Genomic DNA, 25,816 nt, shown 5'->3' with positions numbered 1-25,816 from the left:
CAAACGGGGGAACTCTTGATCGACGTGATCATCGCCGGTGGCGGACCGACCGGCATGATGCTGGGCGCCGAACTGCGGCTGCACGGCATTCGCGTGGTCGTCCTGGAGAAGGACCTGGAACAGTCCAAGGTCGTCCGCTCCATGGGCCTGCACGCGCGCAGCATCGAGGTAATGGACCAGCGAGGCCTGCTGGAGCGCTTTCTCGAACACGGAACGAAGTATCCGGTGGGCGGTTCCTTCGCGGGCATCGTCAAATCGCCGCCGTCGCTGGACAGCGCCCACGCCTACATCCTCGGCATTCCTCAGACCGTCACCGACCGGCTGCTGATCGAGCACGCCGCCGAAGCAGGGGTCGAGATCCGGCGCGGCCTCGAAGTGACCGGCCTGAGCCAGGACGACGACGGGGTGGACGTCGAGCTGTCCGACGGCACGACGCTGCGCTCGCGCTACCTCGTCGGCTGCGACGGCGGCCGCAGCACGGTGCGCAAGCTCCTCGGCATCGGGTTCCCCGGCGAGCCCGCCACGGCCGAGACCCTGCTCGGCGAAATGGAGCTGACCGAGGACTGGGAAACGGTGCTCGCCGTGATGACCGAGGTCCGCAAGACCCAGCTGCGGTTCGGCCTCTCCCCGATCGGCGACGGGGTGTACCGGGTCGGCGTGCCTGCCGAAGGCCTGGCCGAAGACCCCCGGGTCCCACCGACCTTCGAGGAGATCAAACGTCAGCTCAAGGCCGTCGCCGGCAGTGACTTCGGTGTGCACTCGCCGCGCTGGCTCTCCCGTTTCGGCGACGCGACCCGGCTGGCCGAGCGGTACCGCGTCGGCCGGGCGTTCCTGGCCGGGGACGCGGCGCACATCCACCCGCCCGTCGGCGGGCAGGGGCTCAACCTCGGCGTCCAGGACGCCTTCAACCTCGGCTGGAAACTGGCCGCCGCGGTCAACGGCTGGGCGCCGGCGGACCTGCTCGACACCTACCAGAGCGAACGGCACCCGGTGGCCGCCGCGGTCCTGGACAATACCCGCGCGCAGATGCAGCTCATGTCGCTCGACCCAGGATCCCAGGCGGTCCGGCGGCTGCTGGCGGAGCTGATGGAGTTCGAAGACGTGAGCCGCTACCTGACCGAGAAGATCACCGCGACCGCGATCCGCTACGACTTCGGCGACGGGCACGAACTGCTCGGCCGCCGCATGCGGGACCTCGACCTCAAGCAAGGGCACCTCTACGGGTTGACCCGCGGCGGCCGCGGCCTGCTGCTCGACCAGACCGGTGAGCTTTCGGCGCGGGGCTGGGCGGACCGCGTCGACCACGTCGTCGACGTCAGCGAGGAACTGGACGCACCGGCGGTGCTGCTGCGACCGGACGGTCATGTGGCATGGGCCGGTGAAGACCGGCAGGAGCTGCTCACCGCGTTGCGCCGGTGGTTCGGAGAGGGCCAAGTCCTCTAGCGCGCCGGGCTCACCGGCTATTGGCTGGTGGCGTTCCGAACCCGTTGCCACGACAGGAGTTGATGACCATGACCGGACGGGCCGTGCATTTCGAGATCCCCTTCGAGGACGGCGAACGCGCACGCGACTTCTACCGTGAGGTCTTCGGCTGGAAGATCGACGTCCCGCCGGGGATCGACTACACGATGGTCGTCTCGGGGCCGACCGGCGACGGCGGGATTCCCGCGGAGCCGGGCTTCATCAACGGCGGGATGCTGGACAAGAAGTCCAGCGTCGCGTCCGGCCCGGTGATCGTGCTCGAAGTCGACAGCATTGACGACACGCTCGCGGTCATCGAGAAACAAGGCGGCGCGACCCTCGTCGGGCGGACCGCGGTCGGCGACATGGGCTTCTCCGCCTACTTCAAGGACCCGGAAGGCAACGTCACCGGCCTCTGGGAGACGGTGAGCCGGGGCTGACACTCGACGGGCCCGTGACCGCACCGGTCACGGGCCCTGCGGCCCCCGGTAAGGCAGCGTCTGGTTGTAGACGATGTTGGTGTTCGTACTCCCGAACAGCGCGAGCTCGTTGACGATCTCTTCCAGCCGCCCCATCGACGGCGCCGCGATCTTCAGCGAATAGCAGTCGTCACCGGTCGTCCGGAGGCATTCGAGGATCTCGGTCCGCTCCGCCAGGAGCTTGTGCAACGGCGCGTGCTTGCTGCCCGGGTACTTCAGCCGCACCACCGCGAGCACCACGTACCCGGCCTTCTCCAGATCGACCTCGGCGCGATAGCCGGTGATCACCCCGGCCGACTCCAGCCGCTTGACCCGTTCCGTCGTCGCCGACGCGCTCAGGCTGACCCGCTTCCCCAGCTCCGTGAGCGGAAGCCGCCCGTCCTTCTGGAGCTCGACCAGGATCGCCCAGTCCGTCGCGTCGAGAGTCTCGGCCATCCGGCGAGAATACCGGCAGATCCACGGCACGAAGGCCGTTATGCCGGGAAAGATCTCTTCCCGGTCTTCGGGCCGCGCCGATAGCCTTGACCAGTGCGAATAGGTGTAAACGTCCCGAATTTCGGACCGGGAACCGACCCCGGAATCCTCCGCGGCTGGGCCACCACGGTCGAAGGCCTCGGCTACGACCTGCTCATGGTGTCCGACCACGTCGCCATCACCCCCGACGTCGCCGAGCAGTACCCGGCGCCGTTCTACGAACCGTTCACCACCCTCTCCTGGCTCGCCGGCGTGACGAACCGGATCCGGCTGGGAACCACCGTGCTCATCGTCCCGTACCGGCATCCCCTGCTGATCGCCCGCATGGCCGCGAACCTCAACCAGCTCAGCGGCGGACGGCTCGTGCTCGGCGTCGCGTCCGGCTGGGCCCGTCAGGAGTTCGAAGCGCTCGACGTCCCGTTCGAGAAGCGCGGACGGCTGACCGACGGCCACCTCGACGCGGTCCGGACAGCCTGGTCGGACGACGCCGACTACCGCGCCGGCGACATCCCGATCTGGGTCGGCGGCAACAGCGACGCCGGGATCCGCCGCGCCGTCCGCGTCGGCGACGCCTGGCACCCGCTGCGGACCACCCTCCCTTGGCTCACCGAAGCGCTCACCAGGGTCAAGACCATCGCCGACGCCCAGGGGCGGCCGGTCCCCGCGTTCACCCCGCGGATCTTGCTGGACATCACCGCGAAACCGGTCACCGACCCCGGCCGCCTCGCCGGACAGGGCACGATCGAGCAGATCGTCGACGACCTCGACCGGCTCCGCCACCTCGGCGCCGACACGGTCGTGCTCGACCCGTTCTCCGGTGACCCCGAAGAGACCCTGCGACCGGAGTCCGCGTGGCAGGCTTTGGCGACCGTCGCCGCCCACTGGGAACTGGGCCGATACCGAACCGAACAGGACTGAACCCATGACCGAAGAAGACGAGAAGTTCCTCCGCCGGGCCATCGAGCTCGCCGCCAAGTCCCGTGCCGACGGCGACCCGCCCTTCGGCTCGCTGCTCGTCGGCCCCGACGGCACGGTGCTGGCCGAGGACCACAACACCTCGGTGTCGCAATCGGACATCAGCTTCCACCCGGAGCTGAAACTCGCCGTGTGGGCCGCCCGAGAACTGGAGCCCGCCACCGCGGCGGAGACGACCATGTACACCAGCTGCCAGCCGTGCGGGATGTGCCAGGGCGCCATCGAACGCTCCGGCCTGGGGCGGGTCGTTTTCGCCCTGTCCGGCGAACAGGTCACCGCGCTCAAGCCGCCCGCGACCGGTCCCGGCGTACGGCTGGAGGGCCCCGCCTTGTACGACGAGGCCCGCGTCCCGGTGGCCGGGTACTACACCTGAGCCCCGGCGAAACGGAATTCCGGTGGGGCCAGAATAGGCCCCATCACCGGATTCTCTTTCCGCAGCTCGATTGCCGCGGCCGGCAATTCACTCCAGCATTCCAGAACCCGCGCCGTCGCCTGACTCACGAAACGCGAACCGACACAGGCCGCCGCCCCGAAACCATACGGAAGATAGACGGCTTTATATCCCTCCGGCGGGTTTTCCCAGCGTGCGGGGAGGTACTCGTCGGCGTCATTCCACACTCGCGGGTCACGATGCAGGAGAAAAGTGCACAGAAAGAGCCGTTCGCCCGGTGACAACGCCACCCCGCCGACCTCGATCGGGCTCGTGACCTTCCGGGACATCAACCACGCCGTCGGCCACAATCGCAGCGCCTCGCGGACCCGGTTCTCCACCGGAGCGGACGACTTTCCCCTGGTCAGCGTCGTGCCGACGGGCATCCCGGTGCGCCAGCCGCTGTCGAGCAGCACGCACCAGGCGAGCACCATCGCGGTCGCCCGGCACAAGGCCCCGATCAGGCCGTGCAGGACCAGTGCGACATCGTCCATCGATCCGACCGCGTCGTGGACGGCCTTCTGAAATCCGGCGTCACCGTCCCTGTTGGACGCCCAGCGGTAGAGCGCGGCCTCCGCCCGGCTGTGCGCGATCCGACGACGAAGCGTGAGTACGGCGGATTTGTCCCGGTCACGCCGGTTCGAGAACGACAGCGCGCGATGCAGCGCCTTGCGTGCCGACGGTGAGAGATCGGGCAGCAGCCGATCGCCGAACAACCGCAGGTAGAGGCCCGAGACCGCCGAGGGCCAGTCCTCGCCAGCCATCGCGGACCGCAGTTCCTCCGCGATCCGCTCCTGCGGCAGCGAACGCAACACGGTGTCCAGCTCCCGCGCGATGGCGGCGTTCACCGGGCGGCTCTTCTCCGAACCCGGGATCCAGTCCGAGACCGCCCCCAGCGTGGCGGCGCGGGCCTCGAAAGGCTCGGTCGTGCTCGCGAGGACCGTACGGACGATCTCCGCGTCGGACACCAGGTAGCGACCCGGCTCGAACAGGACGACCGGCGGCTTGCCCGCCCGGTCCCACGTCAGGAGATGGCGCAGCGGATCGGCCATCAGACCGCCCGGCACGCCGTCGACGATGGTGTGCATTGTTCCCCCAGAACAAGAGGTTGCGGCGGCGATCCCGAGATCGCCGCCGCAACCGGAAAACACTTCAGGCTCAGTAATCCATGTAGTAGATGACCCAGCCTGACTCCTTGCTGCGAATGCTGCGCAGCATCGAACGCGTGAAGAAACGAACAGCCTTCATCGCACTTACCCCCAATCCCCAGTTCGTCATCAACGTGACGAACGAGAAAGTATTGGGCGGATTATGATCTTGTCAATAGCGGAGCAGGACGGGGTTCCGGACAATCGACTTCACACGCCGTCCGTCAGAGCCGGACCTGCCCCGATGCCACGGAGCCGAAGTTGATCTTGAGCAGGTTCTGATCGCCACCGGTGGCGGTCGCCGCAGGTCGCGCGCTTGGCCGCCCTGGCCGCCCTGGCCAATGGGGTCGCAAGTGGCGTTTCGGGGCTTGAGGGGCAGGCGTGATCGAGTCTCCTGCCGGGCAGGGCCTTCGGCGGCCGGCCCTGAACTGGCCCGCGGGAGCGGAACGCAACCTCGACCGTCCACAAGAGACACAACTTCCAGCCGGAACGCCCGTTTTGGGCACTTTGCGTGGCTTCGCGACGGGGTCGTGAGTGATAAAGAGGGTTAGAACCCTCTTTATCACTCACGACCCCACGCAGAACAGCCCATATAAACACAAATCGGACACCCAATCGCCGCTAACCATCCCATGTGGACACTCTGGCCGCGACCGGCCCGCCTGCCAGTCCGAACCCTGCCCTCAAGGCAGCGAAGAAGGCCTGCTCGACAAGATCGGCCACACCATTTCGACTTACCATATAAATAGAACCCCGGCACCACTCACGACCCGCTCGCAAGACTACGCAAAGCACCCAAATCAGGCGCCGCGATCCAGCCTGATCGATTGAACCGACAGCCGCCGAAGGGCGCACTCCAAGGTCAGCTACGCGACATTCGCCTGACCCGTCTGGGACTTCGTCGCGCCGATAACCACGCCGTCGACCCGGGCGAGCCAGCTCCCGCACAGACACCGGATGTACTCCAGTCTCCCCTGAGAGACCCGGTGGGAGTCCGTCGCGCTTCCGGGCAGTTCCGCCGTCGGCCAGCCGCACCGCGGGCACAGGTTCGATTCCATGCCCCGATCGTGCTGTAATGATTCAATGCACTTCAACCCTTACGGCGGCGCCGCGGCGCAGATCGCCGCCGACCTGATCAACCTCGCCGACACCGCCGACCCAGCCACCCTGACCGCGATCTTCAAAGACCGCATGACCGTCCCCGCCGTAGAGGCCCACGAAGCCACCGAGATCAGCGCCTGGACCACCCGGCTCCGGCACGTCTTCGAAGCGGAACCCGCCGCCCGCGTCGACCTCGTCAACGCGCTGCTCCACGACTCCGCGTCCAAGCCCTACATCTCCACCCACGACGGCAAGGCACCCCACCTGCACTACGTCGACGCCCAGGCCGGCACGGTCCCCCGGATCCGGGCCTACACCGCGGGAGGACTCGCACACCTCGTCTGCGACGCCCCGGACCGCTTCGGCGTCTGCTCACGCGAAGGCTGCGAAACCGTCTACGTCGACGTCTCCCGCAACGGACGCCGCCGGTTCTGCTCCACCCGCTGCGCCACCAGGGTCCACGTCGCCGACCACCGCACTCGCCAAGCGAGCTAGATCGCGTACCGCCACGCCGTCAGCGCATGCGCCGAAAACCACGCACCCAGCACCACCCACGCCGCCGCGGCCGCCACAGCTGTCGCCGTCCGCCGCTTCGACAACCCGATCGCGATCGGGATCAACACGGGGAAAGCCGGCAGGATGAACCGGATTTTCGCGTCCGGCAGCCCCCGCGTGCCGATCGCCAGCAACAACACCCCGGCGCCGTACAGCGTCAACGGCCACGGCACCCGGACGAACACCGCCACGACGGCCAGCGCCACCGCCCCCAGCAGCAACAGCACCGTCAGCGTGCTGAACACCGACTCGTCACCCGTCAACCGCGTCAGCACCGAATCCGCGGTCTCCACCCCGAAGTCGAACTCGGTGTTCCAGCCCCGCAGCTCGATGTCCTGCCACCCGGTCCAGCTCCCCGTCCGGTACGCGACGAACCCCAGGTACCCCACCACCCCGAGCGGCGCGATCACCGCACCCACCAACGCCCACCAGCGCTTGTCGGTACGCCGGAAGACCGCGATCAACGCCGCGACGACCACCACCGCGACCAGCACCACCGCCGTCGACCTCGACAACCCCGCCCCGAACGCGCACAACCCGGCCAGCAACCAGCGCCGCTCAAGCACACCCACCAGCGCCCACACCGCGAACGCGCAGAACACCGCCTCCGTGTAGGCCATCGAGAACACGATCGCCATCGGCGCCCCGGCCCACAACGCCACCAGCAGCAACCCGGTCCGATCACCTCGCTCCGGCGACACCGCCCGCCCGATCCGGATCAACCCGCACGCCAGCACCAGACCACCCAGCACCGACACCGCCAGCGCCGCCGTGACGACGTCGAACCCGAGCCACATCACCGCACCGACCAGCTTCGGATACAGCGGGAAGAACGCCATCGGCGCGTCCGAGTAGGGCTGCCTCGCCGCGTCCAGGGTCCCCGGCAGATCGGCGTACCCGTGCACCGCCAGCCGCAGGTACCACTGCCCGTCCCACGCGGTCAGCCGATCGGCCAGCGTCGCACCACGCCGGGCGGCCAGCAGATCGAGCAACTGGACACTCGCCGTACGGATCACCAGGTAGAGCAGGATCGCCCTCGGATAGGGCGACCGCGCCAGCCTGTCGAGGGCTCTCTCGGTCACACGCGCCGGACGCCCCTGCCGGGGCGCCGTCTCGGGAACAGCGGTCTGATCGAGGTCGTCGACTTCACGGAGCACGCTCAGAGTGTCCACAATGCGAGGTCATCTCGCCGTTCGATTCCGAAGAATCGCACACCGGAGGACGTGGGAAACGCCACAAACCGGGCTTGTGACCCCACCTCGATCTTGTGTTTCCCAGGCGGCACCCCCGGCTCCTACCGTCGGGAACATGAGCGAACAGAACCTGAACGGCACGGTCGCGGTCATCGCCGGCGGCGCGAAGAACCTCGGCGGACTCCTGTCCGCCACCCTCGGCCAGGCCGGCGCCAAGATCGTCGTCCACTACCACGGAGACGCCTCCGCGGCCGACGCCGAGAAGACCGTCGAGGCCGTCCGTAACGCGGGCTCCGAAGCCATCGCCGTCCAAGGCGACCTCACCCGGGTCGCCGACGTCCGCCGCCTCTTCGACACCGCCGTCGACACTTTCGGCGGCGCCGACATCGCGGTCAACACCACCGGCATGGTCCTGCGCAAGCCGATCCTCGAAACCACCGAAGAGGACTACGACCGCATGTTCGCGGTCAACGCCAAAGCCGCCTACTTCTTCATCCAGGAAGCCGGACGACGCCTGTCCGACAACGGCAAGATCATCAGCCTCGGCACCTCGCTCCTGGCGGCCTTCACCGACGGCTACTCCACCTACGCCGGCGGCAAAGCCCCGCTGGAGCACTTCACCAGGGCCGCCGCCAAGGAGTTCGCCGACCGCGGCATCTCGGTCAACGTCGTCGCCCCCGGCCCGATGGACACCCCGTTCTTCTACCCGCAGGAAACCCCCGAGCGGGTCGAATTCCACAAGTCGCAGGCCAAGGGCGGACGACTCACCGAAATCGAGGACATCGTGCCGATCATCCGCTTCCTGGCCACCGACGGCGCCTGGTTCACCGGCCAGACCCTGTTCCCGAACGGCGGCTACACCACCCGCTGACCCCTAGTCTGATCAGGACGCCGCAGACCGAACGCGAAGGGGAACTCCGAGGTGGGCCTGGATCTGTACAAGCTGAACCACCTCATCGCCGTCGCCGAAGAAGGCAGCTTCACCCGCGCGGCGGCCCGGCTGCACCTGAGCCAGCAGGCGCTGTCGACCTCGGTGCGCACGCTCGAACGGGAAGTAGGCGTCCCCCTGCTCGAGCGGAGCGCCACCGGGGTCACCGTCCTCCCCGCCGGACAGGCCCTGATCGACGACGCCCACCTCCTGCACGGCATCGCCGACTCCGCCGTCCAGCGCGCCCGGCGCATCGGCCGGAGCGAACCGGAACGACTCCGCGTCGGCCACACCCCCGCCGTCACCGGAGACGAAGTCACCGCGCTGCTGCGCAAACACCACACCGACCCCGAGCTGATCATCGACGTCAACCAGCGCTACCCCGACGAACTCGTCGCACAGCTGCTCGGCGGCCAACTCGACCTCGGCCTCGGCCGCGCGCTGACCCTCGCGCACGGCCTGGTCGGCACCACGTTGATCCGGCAGCGACTCAACGTCGCCGTCGCCGCGGGCCACCGCCTGGCCGGGCGGGACGATCTCGCCCTCAGTGACCTCGACGGCGAGGAGATCATCGTCTGGGGAAATCCCGGCCGGTCCGGGTACACCGATCTGCTCGTCAACCTCTGCCGCGACGCGGGATTCGAGCCCCGCGTCCGCCGCAACCCGATCCAGGGGACCCCACCGGTCACCGCCGTACTCGACAGCGACGGTGTCGCCTTCGTGACCGCCTCGCCCGGACCGGCCGCGGGCGGCGCGGTCCAGGTCATCGCGCTACGGCCGGAAGTGCACGTACCTCTTCAGGCGCTTTGGCCGCAGCACAGCACTTCCGACGCCCGCCAGGCGTTTCTCGCGTCGGTTCAGGGCTTCTGTTGAGGGGTGAGGCAAATGTGGCGTGTTGTGTCGCTCGTCCGCACGTCGGCCTCGGGTGTCGCGAAAGCCACTTTCGAGACATCAGGTGTTCCGAAAGTGGCTTTCGCGACACCTCCGGGCCTCCGTCACCCCACGACCACCGCAAGCCCCGAGGTGAAGGGGACTTTCCGCTCATGCGACGCGGGGAAAGTCCTCTTCACCCCGGTCGTCACAGTCACGGACCTGACACCCGACAGGACACCTTTGCCCTACCCCTCAAATAACCACGTGGCTTCTGGGCGTTGGATGACCCGAAATCCACACACCCCTCGCCCCGGATGGCAAGCCGCACGGTCCCTGGCCACGGCAGAAGGAGCGAAGGGGCCTCTCACCTCGTCTGACGTGGCGAAGGACGCCTTCAGCCCTCCCTGGCTTGCCGGTCGTGGTGCTCCAGCAGCTTCGTGAGCAGCGCGGCCAGCCGCTCCCGCTCATCGGCCGACAACGGCGCCAGCAGTTCGTCCTGACGCTCGGCCAGCTGCTTTTCCAGTCGCCGGAGCTGCCGCTTGCCCGCGGCCGTCAGCGAGATGACGTTGCGCCGCCGATCGGCCGGATCCGGGGCGCGTTCGACCAGGTCGCGCTCGGCGAGCTCGTTGATCGTCGCGACCATCTCGCTCACGTGGATGCCGCTGCGGCGGCCCAGTGTCGCCTGGCTGGCAGGCCCGAACTCGTCCAACGTCGCCAGCACCCGGAAGTGATAGCCACGGGCGTCGACGGCGGAGAACCCGTCGGTCACCAGACGATGCGCGTGGTTCGCGGTCTGGGTGAGCAGCCAGCTGGGCAACTCCTGCCACCTGGCGTGCGGCTCTTCCGAAAAGTTCTCCATGTGACGAGTCTAACGAATCGTTGGGTTCCCGAACGATTGCTTTATCGTTGGGAACACAAACGTTTAGTTGCCAAATGATCGACTGGAGCGCCGGATCTTGATCAAACCCTTCCGCATCGAAATCCCCCAAGCCGACCTCGACGACTTGAACGACCGGCTTTCCCGCACCCGCTGGCCGAACGAGGTCGCCGACGCCGGCTGGGACTACGGCTTCCCGCTGGCACGACTCAGAGAGCTGGCCGAGCGGTGGCGCACCGGGTACGACTGGCGCGCCCACGAAGCCGAACTCAACGAGCTCCCGCACTTCACCACCGAGGTCGAAGGCCAGAACATCCACTTCGTCCACGTCCGGTCCACGAACCCGGACGCGCTCGCGCTGATCCTCACCCACGGCTGGCCCGGCTCCTTCCTGGAGTTCCTCGACGTGATCGAGCCGCTGTCACGCGACTTCCACCTGGTGATCCCGTCCATCCCCGGTTACGGCTTCTCCGGTCCGACCCACGAACGCGGCTGGAGCATCGACCGGATCGCCCGGGCCTGGGCCGAACTGATGCGCCGCCTCGGTTACGAGCGCTACGGAGCACAGGGTGGTGACTTCGGTTCGGGGATCTCGATGGCGCTCGGCGCGGTGGCGCCCGAGCAGGTCGTCGGGGTGCACGTGAACTACCTGCCGACCAGGCCGGATCCGGACGCCGGCGTCGAACTGTCCGAAGAGGACGAAGCCCGGCTGGACAAGGTCCGGCAGCTGATGGCGAATCGCCCGCCGTACCAAGCACTTCAGGCCGCCACCCCGCAGACCATCGGTTATGCGCTGACCGACTCGCCGGTCGGCCAGCTGGCCTGGATCGCCGAACGCTTCGCACAGTGGACCGACCCTCGTTCGCCGGTCAGCGACGACCGCATGCTCACCGACGTCTCGCTGTACTGGCTGACCGCTACCGCGGCCTCCTCCGCGCGGCTGCACCACGACGCACCGAGAGGGAGCGCGCCTTGCCGCGTACCGCTCGGTGTGGCCGTCTTCCCGCACGACATCACCCGATCGGTGCGCCCACTGGCCGAGCGACTCTACGACGTCAGGCACTGGTCGGAGTTCGAACGCGGCGGCCACTTCGCCGCGATGGAAGTGCCGGACCTGCTCGCCGAAGACGTACGGACCTTCTTCTCGTCTCTTGTCGATGAGTGTTTGTCTAAAGGTTGACGTCGTTTTTCGTATTCGTCGTGCCGTATAGGCCGTTATACATTTTGAAGAATCGAAGGTGACACGCGAGTCCTGCGGCGACGAGCACGATCAAGTACGCGTTGCCGACGACCGCCTCGACGAAGGTCCAGTCACGCTCGGCACCTCCCCCGCCCGGTACGACGGCGACCGTCCATCCCGTGAACAGGACGGCGATCGCCACCGCTCCCCCACGACGTCCCCTGGCGGCGAGAAGTCCGAGCGCCGGCACCACCCAGACCCAGTGGTGCGTCCAGGAGATCGGGCTGAGCAGCAGGGAACAGCCTGCCGTGACCAGCAGTGCGGCACGATCGTCACCGACGCGGTGCAGCCGGTGCACGAGCCACATCGCCAGCGCCGCGAAAAGCGCGCTGAACGCCACGATCACCACCGTGGCCGCCGTCCCGTCCGGCATCGTCCGTGCGACGAAGGCCTGCCATGACTGGTTCCCCACCCAGCCCTTCGTCGCGGCGAAATGGGCGTTGAGGATCGCCGAGGTCCAGTACCGCAAGGAATCTCCGGGAAGGACGGCCATCGCGAACGCCGTCACCCCGATGAAGACAGCCAGCGCCCGGGCCGCGTCGGCGAACCGCCTGACCACGAGGAAATGGACGATGAAGATCAGCGGGATCAGCTTGATCGCCGCGACGATCCCGATCGCGATCCCGCGGAAGCGCGAATCGCGGAGGAGGAACATGTCCGCCACCACGGCGGCCATCAGCACGAGATTGACCTGTCCGAGGCCGATGGTCTGCCACACCGGTTGCAGCGCGAAGGCACCGACCAGGAGAACCGGCAGGTGCGTCCGGGCGGCGAAGGGTCGAAGTGCGAAGTAGAGGGACGGGGCCGCGGCCAGTGCGAGCAGGCCCCAGCACAGCTGGGTGGGCAAAGCGGTCAACGACGTGAAGAGCAACCCGGCGAACGGTGGATAGGTGAACGGCAGATCCAGTGCCCAGCCGGGAAGCGCGCGCAGCGGTGAGTACAGGCTTTCCCCACGGAGTACGGCGAACCCGCCTGCCCGGTAGACCGCCGAATCGATGCCGAGCGGCGTATCCGAAATCCACCAGACGAGTGCGACCACGGCGAGCACGGTCATCGCCCCGCCGACGACGACCGGCACCGGGTTGGCACGCAACTCTTTCGACCACTTCATGGGGAAACGATCTCGGGAAGCGAACCGGGAAACATCGCCCTGGGGACCAGTTTCGGCGCCACTACCCCGGTATCGGATCTCGTGCGACCCCCTACCCGGGTCGCACCTGGCGTGCGCCACCGGTTCTTCGGCTTCGGCTACGGTCCGTTCATGGACCTTGTGCGCCTCATCGACCGTGCCGCGGGTGAGTTCCTGCTGTTCTCCCTGACACCACCACGCCTGGCCACCGCTCACGATCGCGTGCAAGAGATCGCCGACGCCACCATGGCTCGCTTGCGCCCTCTGAAGCTCGACGGCCTGATCCTCTACGACATCGATGACGAAGCGGCCCGAAACCCGGCGCAGCGCCCATTCCCGTTCTCGCCGACCCTCGACCCCGCGAACTACCTCGCGAACAACTTCGCGAGTTGGCAGACCCCGGTCATCGTCTATCGGGCGGTCGGAAAGTACGCGCCGTCGGAGCTGCGGTCCTGGTTGGCGGCCCAGGACCCGGCGCGGGTGATGACGGTTCTCGTCGGTGCCTCGTCCAGCAAGGTCGACGCCATGACGTCACTCGCGGACGCCCAAGCGCTGCGGCGCGACACCAACCCCGGTTTGTCACTCGGCGGCGTCGCGATTCCGGAACGTCACAGCCGCCGGGACGATGAACACCTGCGGCTGCTGGCGAAGCAAGAGGCCGGTTGCCGGTTCTTCGTGACCCAAGTGGTTTACGACATCAACGCGGCGAAGAACCTCGTCTCCGACTACCACTACGAATGCGTCGCACGCGAACAGGCGCCCGTTCCGATCGTCTTCACCTTCTCGGTCTGCGGATCGTTGAAAACCCTCGACTTCCTGCGATGGCTGGGCGTCGACGTACCGCGGTGGATCGAGAACGACCTCAGACACGCGACCGACACCCTCGAAACGTCGTATCAGGTGGCCGTCGCGGCGGCCACCGAACTGATGTCCTACTGCCGCGGCCTGGGCGTGCCGTTCGGCATCAACGTCGAGAGCGTGTCGATCAGGCGGGAAGAGATCGAGGCATCCGTGCGACTCGCTGAACACCTTCGGACGAAGCTCAAGGGCTGAAGTCTCGCCCGGTATCAGGACGTGGTGCCCGGAACGACGAGGCCCGCCTCGTACGCGACCATGACAGCCTGCGCGCGATCACGCACCCCGAGCTTCGCGAACACCCTGCTGACGTGGGATTTCGCCGTCTGTTCCACGATCACCAGCGCTTCGGCGATTTCCCCGTTGGAAAGGCCGCGCGCGATCAGCCGGAGAACCTCGGTCTCACGCGCGGTCAGCTCGGCCACGAGGGAGTGGCCGGTGTGCGCGGACGCGTGGGTGCGGGTGAACTCGCCGATCAGTCGCCTGGTGATCGTGGGCGCGAAGAGCGCGTTGCCCGCGGAGACCACTCTGACCGCGGTCACCAGGTCGTCCAGCGGGGAGTCCTTCAGCAGGAACCCGCTGGCGCCCGCCCGCAGCCCGCCGAACACGTACTCGTCGATGTCGAACGTGGTGAGAATCAGGACACGGACTTCCTGCCGCCCCGCCACGATCCGGCGGGTCGCCTCGATCCCGTCGAGTTCGGGCATGCGCACGTCCATCAGCACGACGTCCGGTTCGAGTTCGGCGCACAGCGCGACGGCGGTGGTCCCGTCCGCGGCTTCTCCGACCACCCGCATGTCGGCCTGCGCGTCGAGCACGGCACGGAAACTCTGCCTGACCATGGTCTGGTCGTCGGCGATGACCACCGAGATCACGGTTTCGCTTGCCCTTCGGGATCGAGTGGAACGGTCAGGGCGACCAGGAAACCACCGTCCGGCCTCTCCCCCACCTCGAGCTGCGCGGCGAGCATAGCGGCCCGCTCCCGCATGCCGGCCAAACCGTGCCCGCCCCCTGTCTGATCTGTCCTCTTCGGACTGTCGCCGGGACCGTTCTCGATGAACAACCGGACGGATTCCCTGCCTGCCGCGAGTTCGACGGAGATCGACGCGCCGGGAGCGTGCTGGATCGCGTTGCTCAGCGCCTCCTGGGCGATCCGGAACACCGACAACGCGACCCCGACCGGGACCGCGTCGAGGTCGCCGCGCAGCTCGAGCTCGCACGCGGTCCCGGCGGCCTTCACCCCGTCGACGAGTTCGACCACCCTGGCCAGCCCCGGCTGCGGCGCGACCAGGAGGGCCTGATCCTCGGATCGGAGCACTCCGAGCAGTCTGCGCAGTTCGGTCAGGCCTTCACGGGCGGTTCCGGCGAGGTCGGCGAACTCCTGCCAGATCTCGGCTTCGCGACCGTTCTTGCCCGGATCGGCGAACCGGAACCGGGCCGAGTCCGCCCGCAACGCGAGAACGGACATGTGGTGCGCGACGACGTCGTGCAGCTCCCGCGCGATGCCCGCGCGCTCTTCCAGGAGAGCCGCCCTGGCCTCCTCGGCGAGCCGTCGTTCCTGTTGCGCCCTGCGTTCTTCTTCGGCGAGCCTGCGCTGGCGGACCGTGTTGCCGAGGAAGAACGCTATCCCGCCCAGCATCACGAGCAGGGCCGCGTCCCGCCAGTCCCGGACGAAGGGCGCCGCGGCGGCGAACGAGATCAGCCCCGCCCAGGTCAGTTCCGCCTGATCGTTGCTCTCGCCCACGAGGTAGAAGACGAGCGCCGCGGTGAGCGCGAGGCCGGGCGCCCAATGCCAGCCCCAGGCGCCGGCGATACCGGGCAGGGTCATCGGGGTGGTCACGATGCCGACGATCAGCAGGCGCCATCCCCACAGCGGCGAGCGCACCGCGAGCAGGCAGGGCAGCACGGTGACGAGCACGTTGAACGTCTTCGCGGGCGGTAATACCGAAATGGTCGAGAACGTGACGAAACCCGACCAGAACGCCCAGCCGACGATCGTGAGAAGGCGCAGCCAGTGCAACCCCGCCGAACGCTTCGGCGGGGCGTCGGTTCCGGTGAAGGCCGTGTACCGCAGGGCGGCCCACCACGCCCGCAGGCGTTGTCGGTCGATCATCAGGTGTGACCCTACCTTCGGATCGACTCACCCTGCGTAGTCGACACAGTTCGTGGCACCGAGTGCCAGTCGGCCTACTTTTCGTTCAGGGCGGCGTTCACCTTGGCGATGACGGCGTGCAGGGGTGTCGCCGTGGTCATCACGGCCACCACCGTGGTTTCCTCGACCGACGCCCGTTCGACCCGGAAAGCGTCGATGACCAGCGCGAAGGCTTCTGCCGCGCTCGCGGTGATGTCGTCCTGTCCGCCGCTGCGCAGCCAGCGCCGGAGCACGTGGTTGTTGGCGGCCGCGATCGCCGCGGCGGCCACGTCCGCCCGCAGGCTCGCCGTCTCGTCGCCCTGTTCGGCGAACCGCGCCCGCAGGTAACGGGCGAGTACGCGCTGATAGCGGTCGACGGTCGCGACCTCTTTGTCCCGCAACGAAGGCACCGTCCGCGTCAGCGTGAACCGCTTGAGCGACACGTCGAGTTCCGCAGCATAGGACTCAAGGACGAGGCTGACAGCGGCGCAGGCCATCTCCACCGGCTCACGCTCCGGATCCGCGCCGGCGAAGGTCTCCTCCATCTCGGCCACGATCTCGTCGTGGTTGGCGAAGAGCACGTCGTCCTTGGCGTCGAAGTACCGGAAGAACGTGCGCCGACCGACCCCGGCGGCCGCGGCGATCTCGTCCACCGTGGTGGCTTCATATCCCTTGGCCACGAACAGGTCCACGGCCGCGGCGGCGAGCGCACGACGGAGGCGGCGCCTGCCCGCGGGAGTCGCCCCGGCTCTGGTCACCGGCGCTCGGCGCGGCGAATCGGTCATAGCGGGACGGTAGCAGCAGACTTGCTAGTGACACTGAGTGCCGTTAGGCTGAGGAGACTCCCCACCCGCCGTTCGGAAGGCGCCGACGATGTCGCTGGACCAGCAAGTGCTTCCGGACGAGTCCCTCTCGTCACGGGATTCGATCCGTCCCCGAGGCGACGCCTTCTACGGCCGGCTCTTCGGCTGGTCGCTGAAATGGCGTGGCACGCAGCCCTTCCTCGTACTGGGGAACGGCATCTGCGCGGTGACCCTGCCGAAGATCCACGGCAATCAGGTCGTCGCCCGGCTCGCCGAGACCGGTTGCGAGGGTCCTGCCATGACCGTGCTGACCCAGCAGGGTCCGCGCGTCGCCGTACTGGCGGAGACCGATGGGCTGATCCCGCCTCGGATCGCCCTGCCGCGGCACGTCGAGGTGCTTGCCTGGGGTGCACTGCTCCCCCTGCCCGCCGACTCCGGACGCGTCGAGGCCCACGCGGAATGGCTCGTGGAACCCGATCCCCGGCAGCGGTGGCTCCCCAGCCTGGACGCGGTCCTCTCGGGCGCTCGGCCGAGGTAGCGCTCACGCCGCCACCGAGGCTTGAGCCGAGACGAGCAGTGCTCCACCGTCCGATTCGGACAGGGTGATTTCGAGGGTCGCGCCTTCGGCCATCGGCGGAAGGTCGCTCAGGGTCACGCGGCCGATCAGCCGTTGCCCCCGGCGCGCGTTCGCAGGTCCGGGGCGACGGACCTCGATTCCCGACCGGTGCCACACGCGAACCGTGCCCGACGGCGCCGTCCGGCCACGCCACCGGCTTCCGCACCAGGCCGCGAGCGCGGCGCCCGCCGTGTTGCACAGCACGTCGTCCAGCGAGCCGACCCGGCCGGCGTCCTGCCAGACCTGGAGACATTCGATCGAGACGGACACCGCGAACGCCGAGACGACGATCCGGGGCACCGACGCCCCGCCGAAGCGCACCGGGATCAGCAGCGCGAGCGGTGCCAGCAGGAAAACGTTGCCCGCCAACTGAACCACGGCCACGTCCGGGCGGTCACTGAAGACGGGCAGGACGTCCGCCAGTAGATGAAGACTCACCGACGAGCCACGCGCGGCCGTCGGCGCCGGGACGAAAACAACCAGCAGTACCGCGAGAAGTGAAGCCAGCAAAGCGAAATCCAGGGCGACCGCGAACGGGCGACGTCGTTTCCCGCGAAGCCGCGCCACGAATTCGGCGACGCCCGCACCGGCCGCGGCGACGAGCAGCGACCACGGTGCGGCGCCGGAGAATTCCCGCCACCACCATCCCATGCGCTCCCCTTTCGCCAATGATCGTCTTCGGCGAGGGTGGCAGCATCGTGAAGGACGGGCAAGAACCCTGACTATTGTCGGTGAATAACTACCATCCGCGTCGATACTTCACGGGTTTGGATTGTCACGAACGTGCGGTCAGCGCGGGACCGACCCAGCGGCGGACCAGCGCCCGGAGTTCGTCGTCGGTGCGGGGCGGGGTCGAGGGGTATCGCAGGAACGAGAGGAACAGCCGCATCAGCATTTCGGCGAGCCCTTCGAAGTCCTCGTCCGTCGTGACGCCCACGGCTTTCCAGTCGACCGGCACGTTGCGGAGGATCCGCGCACCGAGCGAGAAGGACTGCGACGAGGCGACCGCGATGGTGAAGACGTCGGCTTCACCCGCCTGGAGGAGCAGCCCGAGATGGGGATCTTCGGGGACCGCCCGGACGCCGAACACCACGGATTCCACGGCGACCTCGGCGGGGCTGCCGAACGAGGCCAGATGCCGCTCCATCCGCCTCGCGAACTCCTCGACCCTGTCGAGCGCGACAGCGCCGAGGATGTCGGCAAGGCTCGGGAAGTAGCGATAGACGGTCTGCCGGGTCACGCCCGCCTCCGCGGCGACGTCGGAGAGGCTGGTCTTGGCGAGGCCGACCCGGTCGATGCAGGCCATCGCCGCGTCGAGGATCCGGCGGCGAGCCTCCTGCTCGGTTCCGGGTGGGTTGCCCTGCCATCCGTGGTGCCCCATCGCTCCATCTTCCCCGAACGAAGAATCTCAGACGGTGGCAGGTGTCCCACGACGTACGCGGTACAGCGCGGCCAGCATCAGCCCGGCGCCCACGAAGCACGCCAGCACGTAGAGCCCGCTCCCGACCGGGGTGCCGTCTTCGGTGATGCCACCCTCGGCGGAGAGGTGGCCCGGCAAGGCGCCCAGCCAGAACACGGCCAGCCCGCCCAGGTAGACGGCGGGGTAGACCCGGGCGAAGGGCGTCAAAGGGCCGCCGGGGCTTCGGTGCCGGACGAAGATCCAGGTGCCCGCCACCCACAGCGAAGCCAGCTCGACGCCGAGAATCCAAGCCTGCGCTGTCGTGTTCCCGTCGAACAGGCTCGACGGGAGGCCGGCGATCGCCATGGTCGGCGGGGTGAGGACACCCGCCAGCGCGACGCGGCCCGCGAGCGACCAGCCGCGCCGTGGTCCGCCCGCCAGGCGCACCACCAGCCAGGTCATCGCGCCCATCGAAACGGAGGCGAAGAGCAGCATGCTGTTCATCGGCACGGAATCCAGTGCCGGCTGGTTGACGATCCGGTTGTTCCCGTTCCAGGCCCACCACTTCAGTTGCGGGCCGAGATGGTCGAAGACCTCGTAGAACACTTGACAGGCGAAAGCGACCGCCACCGCGCCGATCGCCGCGCCGCGGGCGCGGAAGATCCCGAGTGACCGGACGAGCTCGTAGGCGAGCTGGCTGATCATCGGGTAGAACGCCACGATGTAGAGCGGCAGCCGGTCCCACATGAACTGCACGGTGAACCGGTTGTGGGCGAAGATGAATCCGTACTGCCCTTCGAGGCCGAACCACTCCGGGAAGTACAGCGGTGGTTCGATGACGAAGAGGTAGACCAGCGAAGCGCACCACAACGCCAGGTTCGTCGAATCGCCCTGACGATGACGGCGGACGGCGTGCACCAGCGCGAAGACCGCTCCGCCGACAACGAGCAGTTCCAGCAGCGGCATCGTCCAATGCGCCGCCTCCCACGGCGGGCGGATCGAGAGCCACGGGGTGACGTCGTGGCAGTCGAAGCCGAGACCGCGTGTGACGGCCTCCGCGTCCGGCCCGCACACGGCGCTCATCGGGAGACCGCCGGTTTCGCGGCGCCGTCTCCCGGTGAGTAGTCCGTGACCGGCGGTTCGGCGCGGGCGTCGAAGTCGAAGGGAACCCGGTGCCGCCCCAGCGCGGCCCGGACCCGGTAGCGCAGGAGCCCGGCGATCACCCTCGGGTTCGTCATCATGTCGCGCAACGACTCGTCGAGGTTGAACACCTTCGCGAAGTGCTCGTCGACCACGTCGTCCTCGCGGGCGGCGCCGACGATGAGCCTGAACGCCGGTCCGGACATCGCCGAAAGCAGGCGGCGCTTCCACTCGCCGGCCTTTTCGGTGCCCACGGCGCAGGCGTACCCCTGATCCCTCGCCATCGCGAGGCTCCACGGGACGTTGAGCAGCTTTCGTTGCGCGGCAAGGAAGGCCGAAGAGAACTGCCCGTCGGGACGATCGGCGCGGGCGAGGTGCTCGCGCAGCAGCAGCGCCGAACCCGCGGCGGAACTGATTCCCTGCGCGTAGAACGGGTTGAACGCGCAGATCGAGTCCCCGACGAACGCCAGCCGTCCCGGCGGGGTCCGGAGCTTGTCGTAGCGCCGCCACTTGTTGCCGGTCGACCGCGTCAGGTGCACCTCGGACGTCGGGGTGGACCGGTCCATCGCGGCCGCGAACAGCGGTGCCCGCACCCGGCGGGCCGACTCGACGAAGGCCTCGGTGGTCCGCGGCATTTCGAGTCCCCACGAGCCCATGCACGCGATGACCCGGTTGCCCTCGATCGGGAAGAAGTTCACCAGGAACTCGTGCTCGTCCGGATGCGTGCCCTTGTCGGGGGTCGGCATGATCACCAGGTGCTGCCACCACCAGGACCCGGGTCGCTCGTCGGGTGCGGGCAGGTCGTACCAGCGCGAGGTGTAGGTGACCTTGGCGTCGAGGGTCCGCACCTCGGGCTCGGGCCAGCCCGCCGCCGCCAGCCAGGCACCGACGGAGGAACCGCGGCCCATCGCGTCCACCACGAAAGCGGCGTCGACATGCTCGTCGCCGGACAGGCCGACTCCGATGACTTCGCCGTCACGTGTGGTCAATCCGCTCACCGTGACGCCTTCGCGGATCTCGACGTTGGGCAGCTCCCGGACTTTGTCGCGCAGCACGCGTTCGATGAGGATCCGTGAGCTGTAGATCATCGTCATCGCGCTGCGTTTGCGCGCCGACCAGCCTTCGCCGTCGAGGTAGGCGGCGTCCATGGACGGCATGAGATGCAGCCCGCCGGCGGCGATGAGGTCGTCTTCGAACCCGGGGAACAGCGCGCCGATCGCGCGGCGGCCGGAGTTCAGCAGGAAGTGCGGATGCTTGCTCTGCGGGACGCCGCGCCGATGTTCGGCCTCGGACGGGAGCTCGTCGCGTTCGAATACCAGGACCCGGTCGAAATACGGGGCGAGTGCTCCGGCGGTACAGAGCCCGGCGGCGCTGCCACCGAGGACGACGGCGGTCTTGCCGAGTCGCATGCGGATCAACTCCCAGCGTCATTCATACAGATTGACAACGCCTGTATGAATGTATGAATGAGGCCGGAGGCTGTCAAGGAGTCGGCGCGATCACCAGTCGTCGCGGGCCTGGGCCCTGGTGTTGTCCGAGAACCGGATCCGCGGATACGCGGCGAGGTGACGCGGAGTGGGCTGGACGCCGGACCCGACGGTGTCCAGGAGCCGTAGCCGTGGCAACCGATCGAGGATCGACAGGTCGCGGACGCGACGGCAATCCCGCAGCCTCAGCCGTCTCAGCTCCTTGAGCTCGGCCAGCGGGGACAGGTCCGACAGGGAGCGCAGCTCGATCAGCGACAGCTCTTCGAGTCCAGTGAAGGCTTCGATCCCTTCGAGCGAGGCGAACGAATCACACCAGCGGACGGCCAGCGACCGGATGTGCCCCGCGCCGCCCGTGCCTTCGAGATCTTCCAGCTGCGGAAGCTCCTCCAGCACGAGGGATTCGAGCCTGGGCAGCAATCCGGTGAGGTCGCCCGCCCGCGTGAGCGCGTGGCAGTCGTCGAGGCTCAGCCGCCGCAACGACCCGTGCGCGCCGAGGTCGCTGATCGACGCGAGCCCGATACAGCTGCTCAGTCCGAGCGTTTCGAGGTCCGGCAGGCTGGTGACCAGGTGCGAGGCCGTGACCTGGTCGGTCGGCCCCACTTGGAGCTCGACCAGTCCTTTCAGCTCCGCCAGCCGGGAGAAATCCACCGAGGGCGCGATGTCGAGCAGGCTCAGCCGGGTGAGACCGGGCAGCGACTCGAGTGCGCTGATGTCGCGCAGGTTCTCGCAGCGCGTCGCCGAGACCGTGGCCACGGGACCGTCGCAGTCTCGCAGCCACGACAGATCGGCGGCCGCCGGACAGCCCGACAGGCGTGCGCCCACGAGCGTCCGCAGATTCGCCGCGGTCGCCAGGTCGGCCGGTTTCACCGCGCCGGCGAACTCGCACACCACGGCGGAGAACGGCGAAACCTCCACCCCCGGTAGCACGGTCATGTCGTCCACGACGAGCGTCATCGCGTCCGAAGGCGCCTTCTTGAACACGCGCTGGGCGAACTCGACAGGCTCGAAGAACGGCCAGACGCTGACGAGCTCGTCGCCGATCGAAGCGAACGAGTAGCGCTCGGCGATCGCGGTGATGAGTTCGAGTGCCTCCGTTCCGCCGACCAGCGCCGCGGTCCGGATGCTGGCCACCGCCTCGTCGGGCCGGAGGTCGGACACCGTCAGGTAGCGCAGGGCGTCCGCGCCGCTCATGGCCAGTGACCTTGCCTCGTCGAGGGTGCGGGGCGGGATGATCTCCCGGATCTCGTCCAGCGCCTCCTCGTACAGGTCCGGGCTGAGCCTGTTCGCGGTTTCCAGGCAACGCACGACGAGCAGCTTGAGCCGTTTGCGATCGGTTTCGTTCTCCGCCGCGGCGACCTTGCGGAGGAGCTTCGTGAAGATGCGGTTCTGCTCCCGGGGGCGCGCCTGCCCCACCGCCATGACGATGATCTCGTAGGACTGTTCGTGCCGGATCTTCGAAATCAGCTTCTCGCCCAAGTCGCTTTCGATGATCCTGCGCGCGCACAGGAATTCCTGGAACGTCTTGTGCAGGAAGTCGACCCGGCCCACGACCGGCTCACGCAGCACACCGGTACGCAGCAGGAGATGCCGGTAGACGTCTTCGGGGTCGAGATGGCGGCCGCTGAAATTCCGCAGGCTCAGCTCGATCTGGTACAGCACGCGATCACGCTCGGCCGTCGCCAGCCCGGTTTCCGTGTACCAGTAGGCAAGGTCGGCCAGGACCTGGAGTTTGTCGTCGACGGAGAGCTCTTCCGAAAGCTTGTCCACCACGTCGCGGCCGGAGTCGCGTTTGCTGAGCAGCATCTCCAGCGCGGTCCGGTAGAGCTCGATCCGGCGGGTGGGAAGGCTGCTCCGCCGGTCACGGTTCAGGGCGCACAGAAGTGCGCACAGCAAGGGATTCGTCGCCAGGCTCTTGAGCGCCAGACTCGCGTCGATCGACGCCACGAGCCTGCCCCGGAGCATTTCGAGGTCCTGTCGTCCTTCTTCGGATTCGTCGACTCCCGCCGCCTCGTGCCAGTGGCGGACGAACAGGGCGACATGGCTCGGACTCATGGCCTGGAGTTCGGCGTGCCGGAAGCCGGCGTTCTCCAGCCAGTCGTCGGTGACCGCGGGCGAGCGCGAAGTCAGGACGTACCGGCAGCCCGGATACGCGGCGACGAGGTCTTCGAGCCAGTCGTGGACGTGCTTTCTCCGTGACTCCGGCAGCTCGTCGAGGCCGTCCACGAGAATCAGGCCACGGCCGTCCTTCAGTACCGAGCCGATCCACCCCCGCGGCGCGTCGGCCATCACCTGCCAGCCGATGCCGGCGTTGAGGTCTTGCAGTCCGGGCAGCGGTTTGTCGCTGTACCGCCGTAGCTGGACGAAGAACGGCACCAGATCGTTCCAGCGCTGCAACGGCGCTTCGAAACCGGCGCGGGCCGCGTTGACGGCCAGCCAGCGGAGCAACGTCGTCTTCCCGGATCCCGCCTCGCCGCGGACGAGCAGCCGCGGGTTCTGCGAGAGCACCGCCTCGACGCCGCGCTCGTCGACCGATCTCGCGACGTCGGCGTCTTCCAGCCGGTACATCGCGCCTCCCCGGCCGCGATCGGCCAGGACCGTCAGGCCGACGTACGCGACGCTCAACGGCAGCCGTCTTTTCGGACTGATCGAGGTCACGCCGAACAACTCGACGAGGTCGAGCTTGCGCGCGATCTCCCGCGAATAGGCGATCTCGGCTTTCGTGACAGGCCGCTCCCCCGTGTCCGAGCGTTGCGGCATGCGATCGAAGATCTCCCGCAGGCTGTCGATGATCGTGGACTCGCGGGTCAGCAGCTCGCGCAGCGCCCGGCCCTGGAACCCCGGCAGGGACACGATGATCTCGGCGAAGTACGCCACGGCCTCCCACAGAACCAGCTCGAAGTACGCGGTCGTCTCCGGGCCCAGATGGGCACCGGCCAGCACCACACGCACCGGCTCGGCGAGCGCCTCCTCGAGTCCGTCGAGGCTCATGTCCGCGCGCAACAGGGCGGAGTCGCTGAGGTCGGCCATATCCAGCGTCTTCACCACGGCGTCGATGGCCGCCGCGCGTTCGTTGTCCGGCAGCCGCGGGAACTCGGTGGCGACGGCGACCGAAAGCTTCTTCGCGATCGTCTCGGTCAGTTCCTTCAGCTGCTTCTGCAACCTCTGCTGCGGGAGCAGCCCGAGTCCCCGCGCTTGAGCGAGTTCGGCGAGACCGAGCTCGCGTTCGGCCTTTCGTTTGCGTTCGGCGAGCCAGAGCTTCCCGCACGCGGTGGCGATGGAGCCACCGATCTTCATCAGGCCGGCCTCGATCGCCACGCGCACCCTCGTTCCGATAGCGGTCACCGCACAACGAGGGTCGGCGGGTCCGCCGACGTCGTTACGTGGCTCGCGAGGGTGTGCGCCGACCTGCCGTCTCAAGCGCGAAAGCTTCGAGAATATGCGTTACCAGGGAGCGGGTTGTCCGTTCTCCAGGAGGATTCCGGACGGGCCGTCATCGGGAAGGGTGGCCGCGTGGACGATGTCGTTCGCGGACTCCTCGACCGATCGTTCCGCCATCGGCATCATCCTGGTCCGTGTCGGACCGGGGTTGACCGCGTTCACCAGCACCCCGGATCCCTTCGTATGCGAGGCCAGCATCATGGTCAGTCCGTTGAGCGCCGCCTTCGACACCGAATAGCCCGGTGCGCCGGTGAAAAGGCCCCGGTCGTAGGAACCGGCGTCGCTGGAGACGAAGACCACCCGGCCCCAGCCTCGGGCGATCATCCCCGGGAGGAACGTCTGTGCCACCCGCCAGCCGCCCAGCAGGTTCACCACCAGACTGCGCTCGACGAGATCCAGCGGCACCGACAGCGGATCGTTGCCGGGATCGAGCAGGACACCCGCGTTGCAGATCAGCACGTCCACCTCGCCGACCTGCTCTCCGGCGCTCCGTACGCTTGCGGCGTCGGTGACGTCCAAGACCTGCGACACGCCCGCTTCGCCCGGCTGCCGTGACGTGGGCACGACCCTCAGGCCACGCCGGGCGAGTTCGGCGGCGACCGCTTGCCCGAGCCCTCGGTTGGCTCCGGTGACCAGGGCGGTGCGCTGTTCGGGCATGATGCTCCTCGCTGCTCGTCGGGGTGTCCGGGAACCCGGCGATTCCGCAGAGTACGCGGGTAGTCCGGTGTCCAAATGGCGCTCGGAAACGGGCAGGCCGCCCCCGTCCAACTGTCCATTCGAGTCGCCTGGACAGGCTCTCGCGGTCGACTGCTTCAGCCTGGGTGACAGCGGGGCATGAGCAAGCGCTAAGCCAACATTCCTGGGTACATCTCCCTAAGCTTCAGACGGTTCAAAAGCATCTCGCGCCGAACACTCACCACGTGGGGCCTACTACTCTGCGCAGTTGAGTGACTGGGCCGCGATCGTGGCCCAGTGGGTGTCGAGCGACCCTGGGTCTCTCAAGGAGGCCTTCACGGACCGGCGCTCGACGGCGATCCGCGAGGCGAAGGGGACTTTCCCCTCATCACACGCGCGGAAAGTCCCC

At 68.0% G+C, this 25,816-nt stretch carries 25 protein-coding genes; 11 read left to right on the top strand and 14 right to left on the bottom strand.

Annotation, left to right across the window (positions count from 1 at the left end; translation table 11 throughout):
- Positions 1 to 15 precede the first annotated feature (15 nt).
- Both rox and CFP71_RS37040 read left to right on the top strand, forming a co-directional pair.
- Positions 16 to 1,443: a rifampin monooxygenase gene (gene rox / locus CFP71_RS37045; protein WP_093938573.1), complete on the top strand. Its 1,428-nt coding sequence runs from the start codon at positions 16 to 18 to the stop codon at positions 1,441 to 1,443.
- A 68-nt stretch (positions 1,444 to 1,511) separates the two neighbouring features.
- Positions 1,512 to 1,901 (top strand): VOC family protein, encoded by a 390-nt coding sequence (locus tag CFP71_RS37040; protein WP_093938585.1) that lies wholly within the window; start codon positions 1,512 to 1,514, stop codon positions 1,899 to 1,901.
- A 27-nt stretch (positions 1,902 to 1,928) separates the two neighbouring features.
- On the opposite strand, the gene CFP71_RS37035 is transcribed toward CFP71_RS37040, so the two are convergent.
- Positions 1,929 to 2,375, bottom strand: coding sequence for an Lrp/AsnC family transcriptional regulator (locus CFP71_RS37035; RefSeq protein ID WP_007034427.1), 447 nt, complete (start codon positions 2,373 to 2,375; stop codon positions 1,929 to 1,931).
- A 93-nt stretch (positions 2,376 to 2,468) separates the two neighbouring features.
- Between CFP71_RS37035 and CFP71_RS37030 the strand changes: the two genes are divergently transcribed.
- Both CFP71_RS37030 and CFP71_RS37025 read left to right on the top strand, forming a co-directional pair.
- Positions 2,469 to 3,332 carry a TIGR03619 family F420-dependent LLM class oxidoreductase gene (locus CFP71_RS37030; protein WP_093938572.1) on the top strand — a complete coding sequence of 288 codons (864 nt, stop codon included), beginning with the start codon at positions 2,469 to 2,471 and terminating at the stop codon, positions 3,330 to 3,332.
- A gap of 4 nt (positions 3,333 to 3,336) precedes the next feature.
- A complete protein-coding gene (locus CFP71_RS37025; protein WP_093938571.1) occupies positions 3,337 to 3,762 on the top strand; it encodes a nucleoside deaminase in 426 nt (141 codons plus the stop codon).
- Here the strand turns inward: CFP71_RS37025 and CFP71_RS37020 are convergent.
- A complete protein-coding gene (locus tag CFP71_RS37020; protein WP_093938570.1) occupies positions 3,753 to 4,907 on the bottom strand; it encodes a cytochrome P450 in 1,155 nt (384 codons plus the stop codon). The genes CFP71_RS37025 and CFP71_RS37020 overlap by 10 nt on opposite strands.
- Before the next feature lie 89 nt (positions 4,908 to 4,996).
- Here CFP71_RS37020 and CFP71_RS44430 point away from each other — a divergent pair, with 89 nt between their 5' ends.
- Both CFP71_RS44430 and CFP71_RS37010 read left to right on the top strand, forming a co-directional pair.
- Positions 4,997 to 5,134 carry a hypothetical protein gene (locus CFP71_RS44430; RefSeq protein ID WP_167406404.1) on the top strand — a complete coding sequence of 46 codons (138 nt, stop codon included), beginning with the start codon at positions 4,997 to 4,999 and terminating at the stop codon, positions 5,132 to 5,134.
- 916 nt (positions 5,135 to 6,050) lie between these two features.
- Positions 6,051 to 6,563, top strand: coding sequence for a CGNR zinc finger domain-containing protein (locus CFP71_RS37010; protein ID WP_093938568.1), 513 nt, complete (start codon positions 6,051 to 6,053; stop codon positions 6,561 to 6,563).
- On the opposite strand, the gene CFP71_RS37005 is transcribed toward CFP71_RS37010, so the two are convergent.
- Complete coding sequence (locus CFP71_RS37005; RefSeq protein ID WP_244199975.1) at positions 6,560 to 7,780, bottom strand: hypothetical protein; 1,221 nt, start codon at positions 7,778 to 7,780, stop codon at positions 6,560 to 6,562. The two genes, CFP71_RS37010 and CFP71_RS37005, sit on opposite strands and share 4 nt — an antisense overlap.
- A gap of 151 nt (positions 7,781 to 7,931) precedes the next feature.
- Here CFP71_RS37005 and CFP71_RS37000 point away from each other — a divergent pair, with 151 nt between their 5' ends.
- Both CFP71_RS37000 and CFP71_RS36995 read left to right on the top strand, forming a co-directional pair.
- Entirely contained in the window at positions 7,932 to 8,687 is a 756-nt protein-coding gene (locus CFP71_RS37000; protein WP_093938566.1) for an SDR family oxidoreductase, read from the top strand.
- A gap of 51 nt (positions 8,688 to 8,738) precedes the next feature.
- Positions 8,739 to 9,617, top strand: a complete 879-nt coding sequence (locus CFP71_RS36995; RefSeq protein ID WP_093938565.1) for a LysR family transcriptional regulator — start codon at positions 8,739 to 8,741, stop codon at positions 9,615 to 9,617.
- Positions 9,618 to 10,011: 394 nt separating this feature from the next.
- Here the strand turns inward: CFP71_RS36995 and CFP71_RS36985 are convergent, their stop codons facing one another.
- Positions 10,012 to 10,476, bottom strand: a complete 465-nt coding sequence (locus tag CFP71_RS36985; RefSeq protein ID WP_093938563.1) for a MarR family winged helix-turn-helix transcriptional regulator — start codon at positions 10,474 to 10,476, stop codon at positions 10,012 to 10,014.
- 97 nt (positions 10,477 to 10,573) lie between these two features.
- Here CFP71_RS36985 and CFP71_RS36980 point away from each other — a divergent pair, with 97 nt between their 5' ends.
- Complete coding sequence (locus CFP71_RS36980; protein WP_093938562.1) at positions 10,574 to 11,674, top strand: epoxide hydrolase family protein; 1,101 nt, start codon at positions 10,574 to 10,576, stop codon at positions 11,672 to 11,674.
- On the opposite strand, the gene CFP71_RS36975 is transcribed toward CFP71_RS36980, so the two are convergent.
- A complete protein-coding gene (locus tag CFP71_RS36975; RefSeq protein ID WP_093938561.1) occupies positions 11,664 to 12,845 on the bottom strand; it encodes a glycosyltransferase 87 family protein in 1,182 nt (393 codons plus the stop codon). The two genes, CFP71_RS36980 and CFP71_RS36975, sit on opposite strands and share 11 nt — an antisense overlap.
- Before the next feature lie 150 nt (positions 12,846 to 12,995).
- Between CFP71_RS36975 and CFP71_RS36970 the strand changes: the two genes are divergently transcribed.
- On the top strand, positions 12,996 to 13,916 hold the full coding sequence (locus CFP71_RS36970) for a methylenetetrahydrofolate reductase (protein WP_093938584.1): 921 nt from the start codon (positions 12,996 to 12,998) through the stop codon (positions 13,914 to 13,916).
- Positions 13,917 to 13,930: 14 nt separating this feature from the next.
- Here CFP71_RS36970 and CFP71_RS36965 read toward each other — a convergent pair whose 3' ends face one another.
- The 3 genes from CFP71_RS36965 to CFP71_RS36955 all read right to left on the bottom strand — a co-directional run bounded on the left by CFP71_RS36965 (position 13,931) and on the right by CFP71_RS36955 (position 16,634).
- Positions 13,931 to 14,593, bottom strand: a complete 663-nt coding sequence (locus CFP71_RS36965) for a response regulator transcription factor (RefSeq protein WP_093938560.1) — start codon at positions 14,591 to 14,593, stop codon at positions 13,931 to 13,933.
- Positions 14,590 to 15,831, bottom strand: a complete 1,242-nt coding sequence (locus tag CFP71_RS36960) for a sensor histidine kinase (RefSeq protein WP_093938559.1) — start codon at positions 15,829 to 15,831, stop codon at positions 14,590 to 14,592. The genes CFP71_RS36965 and CFP71_RS36960 overlap by 4 nt, the downstream gene beginning before the upstream one ends.
- A 74-nt stretch (positions 15,832 to 15,905) precedes the next feature.
- Complete coding sequence (locus CFP71_RS36955; protein ID WP_093938558.1) at positions 15,906 to 16,634, bottom strand: TetR family transcriptional regulator; 729 nt, start codon at positions 16,632 to 16,634, stop codon at positions 15,906 to 15,908.
- A gap of 88 nt (positions 16,635 to 16,722) precedes the next feature.
- Between CFP71_RS36955 and CFP71_RS36950 the strand changes: the two genes are divergently transcribed.
- Complete coding sequence (locus tag CFP71_RS36950; RefSeq protein ID WP_093938557.1) at positions 16,723 to 17,190, top strand: glycogen operon protein GlgX; 468 nt, start codon at positions 16,723 to 16,725, stop codon at positions 17,188 to 17,190.
- Positions 17,191 to 17,193: 3 nt separating this feature from the next.
- On the opposite strand, the gene CFP71_RS36945 is transcribed toward CFP71_RS36950, so the two are convergent.
- The 6 genes from CFP71_RS36945 to CFP71_RS36920 all read right to left on the bottom strand — a co-directional run bounded on the left by CFP71_RS36945 (position 17,194) and on the right by CFP71_RS36920 (position 25,389).
- Entirely contained in the window at positions 17,194 to 17,919 is a 726-nt protein-coding gene (locus CFP71_RS36945; protein WP_093938556.1) for a VanZ family protein, read from the bottom strand.
- 124 nt (positions 17,920 to 18,043) lie between these two features.
- Entirely contained in the window at positions 18,044 to 18,649 is a 606-nt protein-coding gene (locus CFP71_RS36940) for a TetR/AcrR family transcriptional regulator (RefSeq protein WP_093938555.1), read from the bottom strand.
- A gap of 27 nt (positions 18,650 to 18,676) precedes the next feature.
- Positions 18,677 to 19,750, bottom strand: coding sequence for a hypothetical protein (locus tag CFP71_RS36935; protein WP_093938554.1), 1,074 nt, complete (start codon positions 19,748 to 19,750; stop codon positions 18,677 to 18,679).
- Entirely contained in the window at positions 19,747 to 21,216 is a 1,470-nt protein-coding gene (locus CFP71_RS36930; protein WP_093938553.1) for an FAD-dependent oxidoreductase, read from the bottom strand. The genes CFP71_RS36935 and CFP71_RS36930 overlap by 4 nt, the downstream gene beginning before the upstream one ends.
- Positions 21,217 to 21,306: 90 nt before the next feature.
- Positions 21,307 to 24,609 carry an NACHT domain-containing protein gene (locus CFP71_RS36925; protein ID WP_093938552.1) on the bottom strand — a complete coding sequence of 1,101 codons (3,303 nt, stop codon included), beginning with the start codon at positions 24,607 to 24,609 and terminating at the stop codon, positions 21,307 to 21,309.
- Positions 24,610 to 24,735: 126 nt separating this feature from the next.
- A complete protein-coding gene (locus CFP71_RS36920) occupies positions 24,736 to 25,389 on the bottom strand; it encodes an SDR family NAD(P)-dependent oxidoreductase (protein WP_093938551.1) in 654 nt (217 codons plus the stop codon).
- Between the last annotated feature and the right edge of the window lie 427 nt (positions 25,390 to 25,816).

It is taken from the genome of Amycolatopsis thailandensis (genome assembly GCF_002234405.1).
Taxonomy (GTDB): Bacteria; Actinomycetota; Actinomycetes; order Mycobacteriales; family Pseudonocardiaceae; genus Amycolatopsis; species Amycolatopsis thailandensis.
This window is presented reverse-complemented; position numbering and strand designations above follow the sequence as displayed.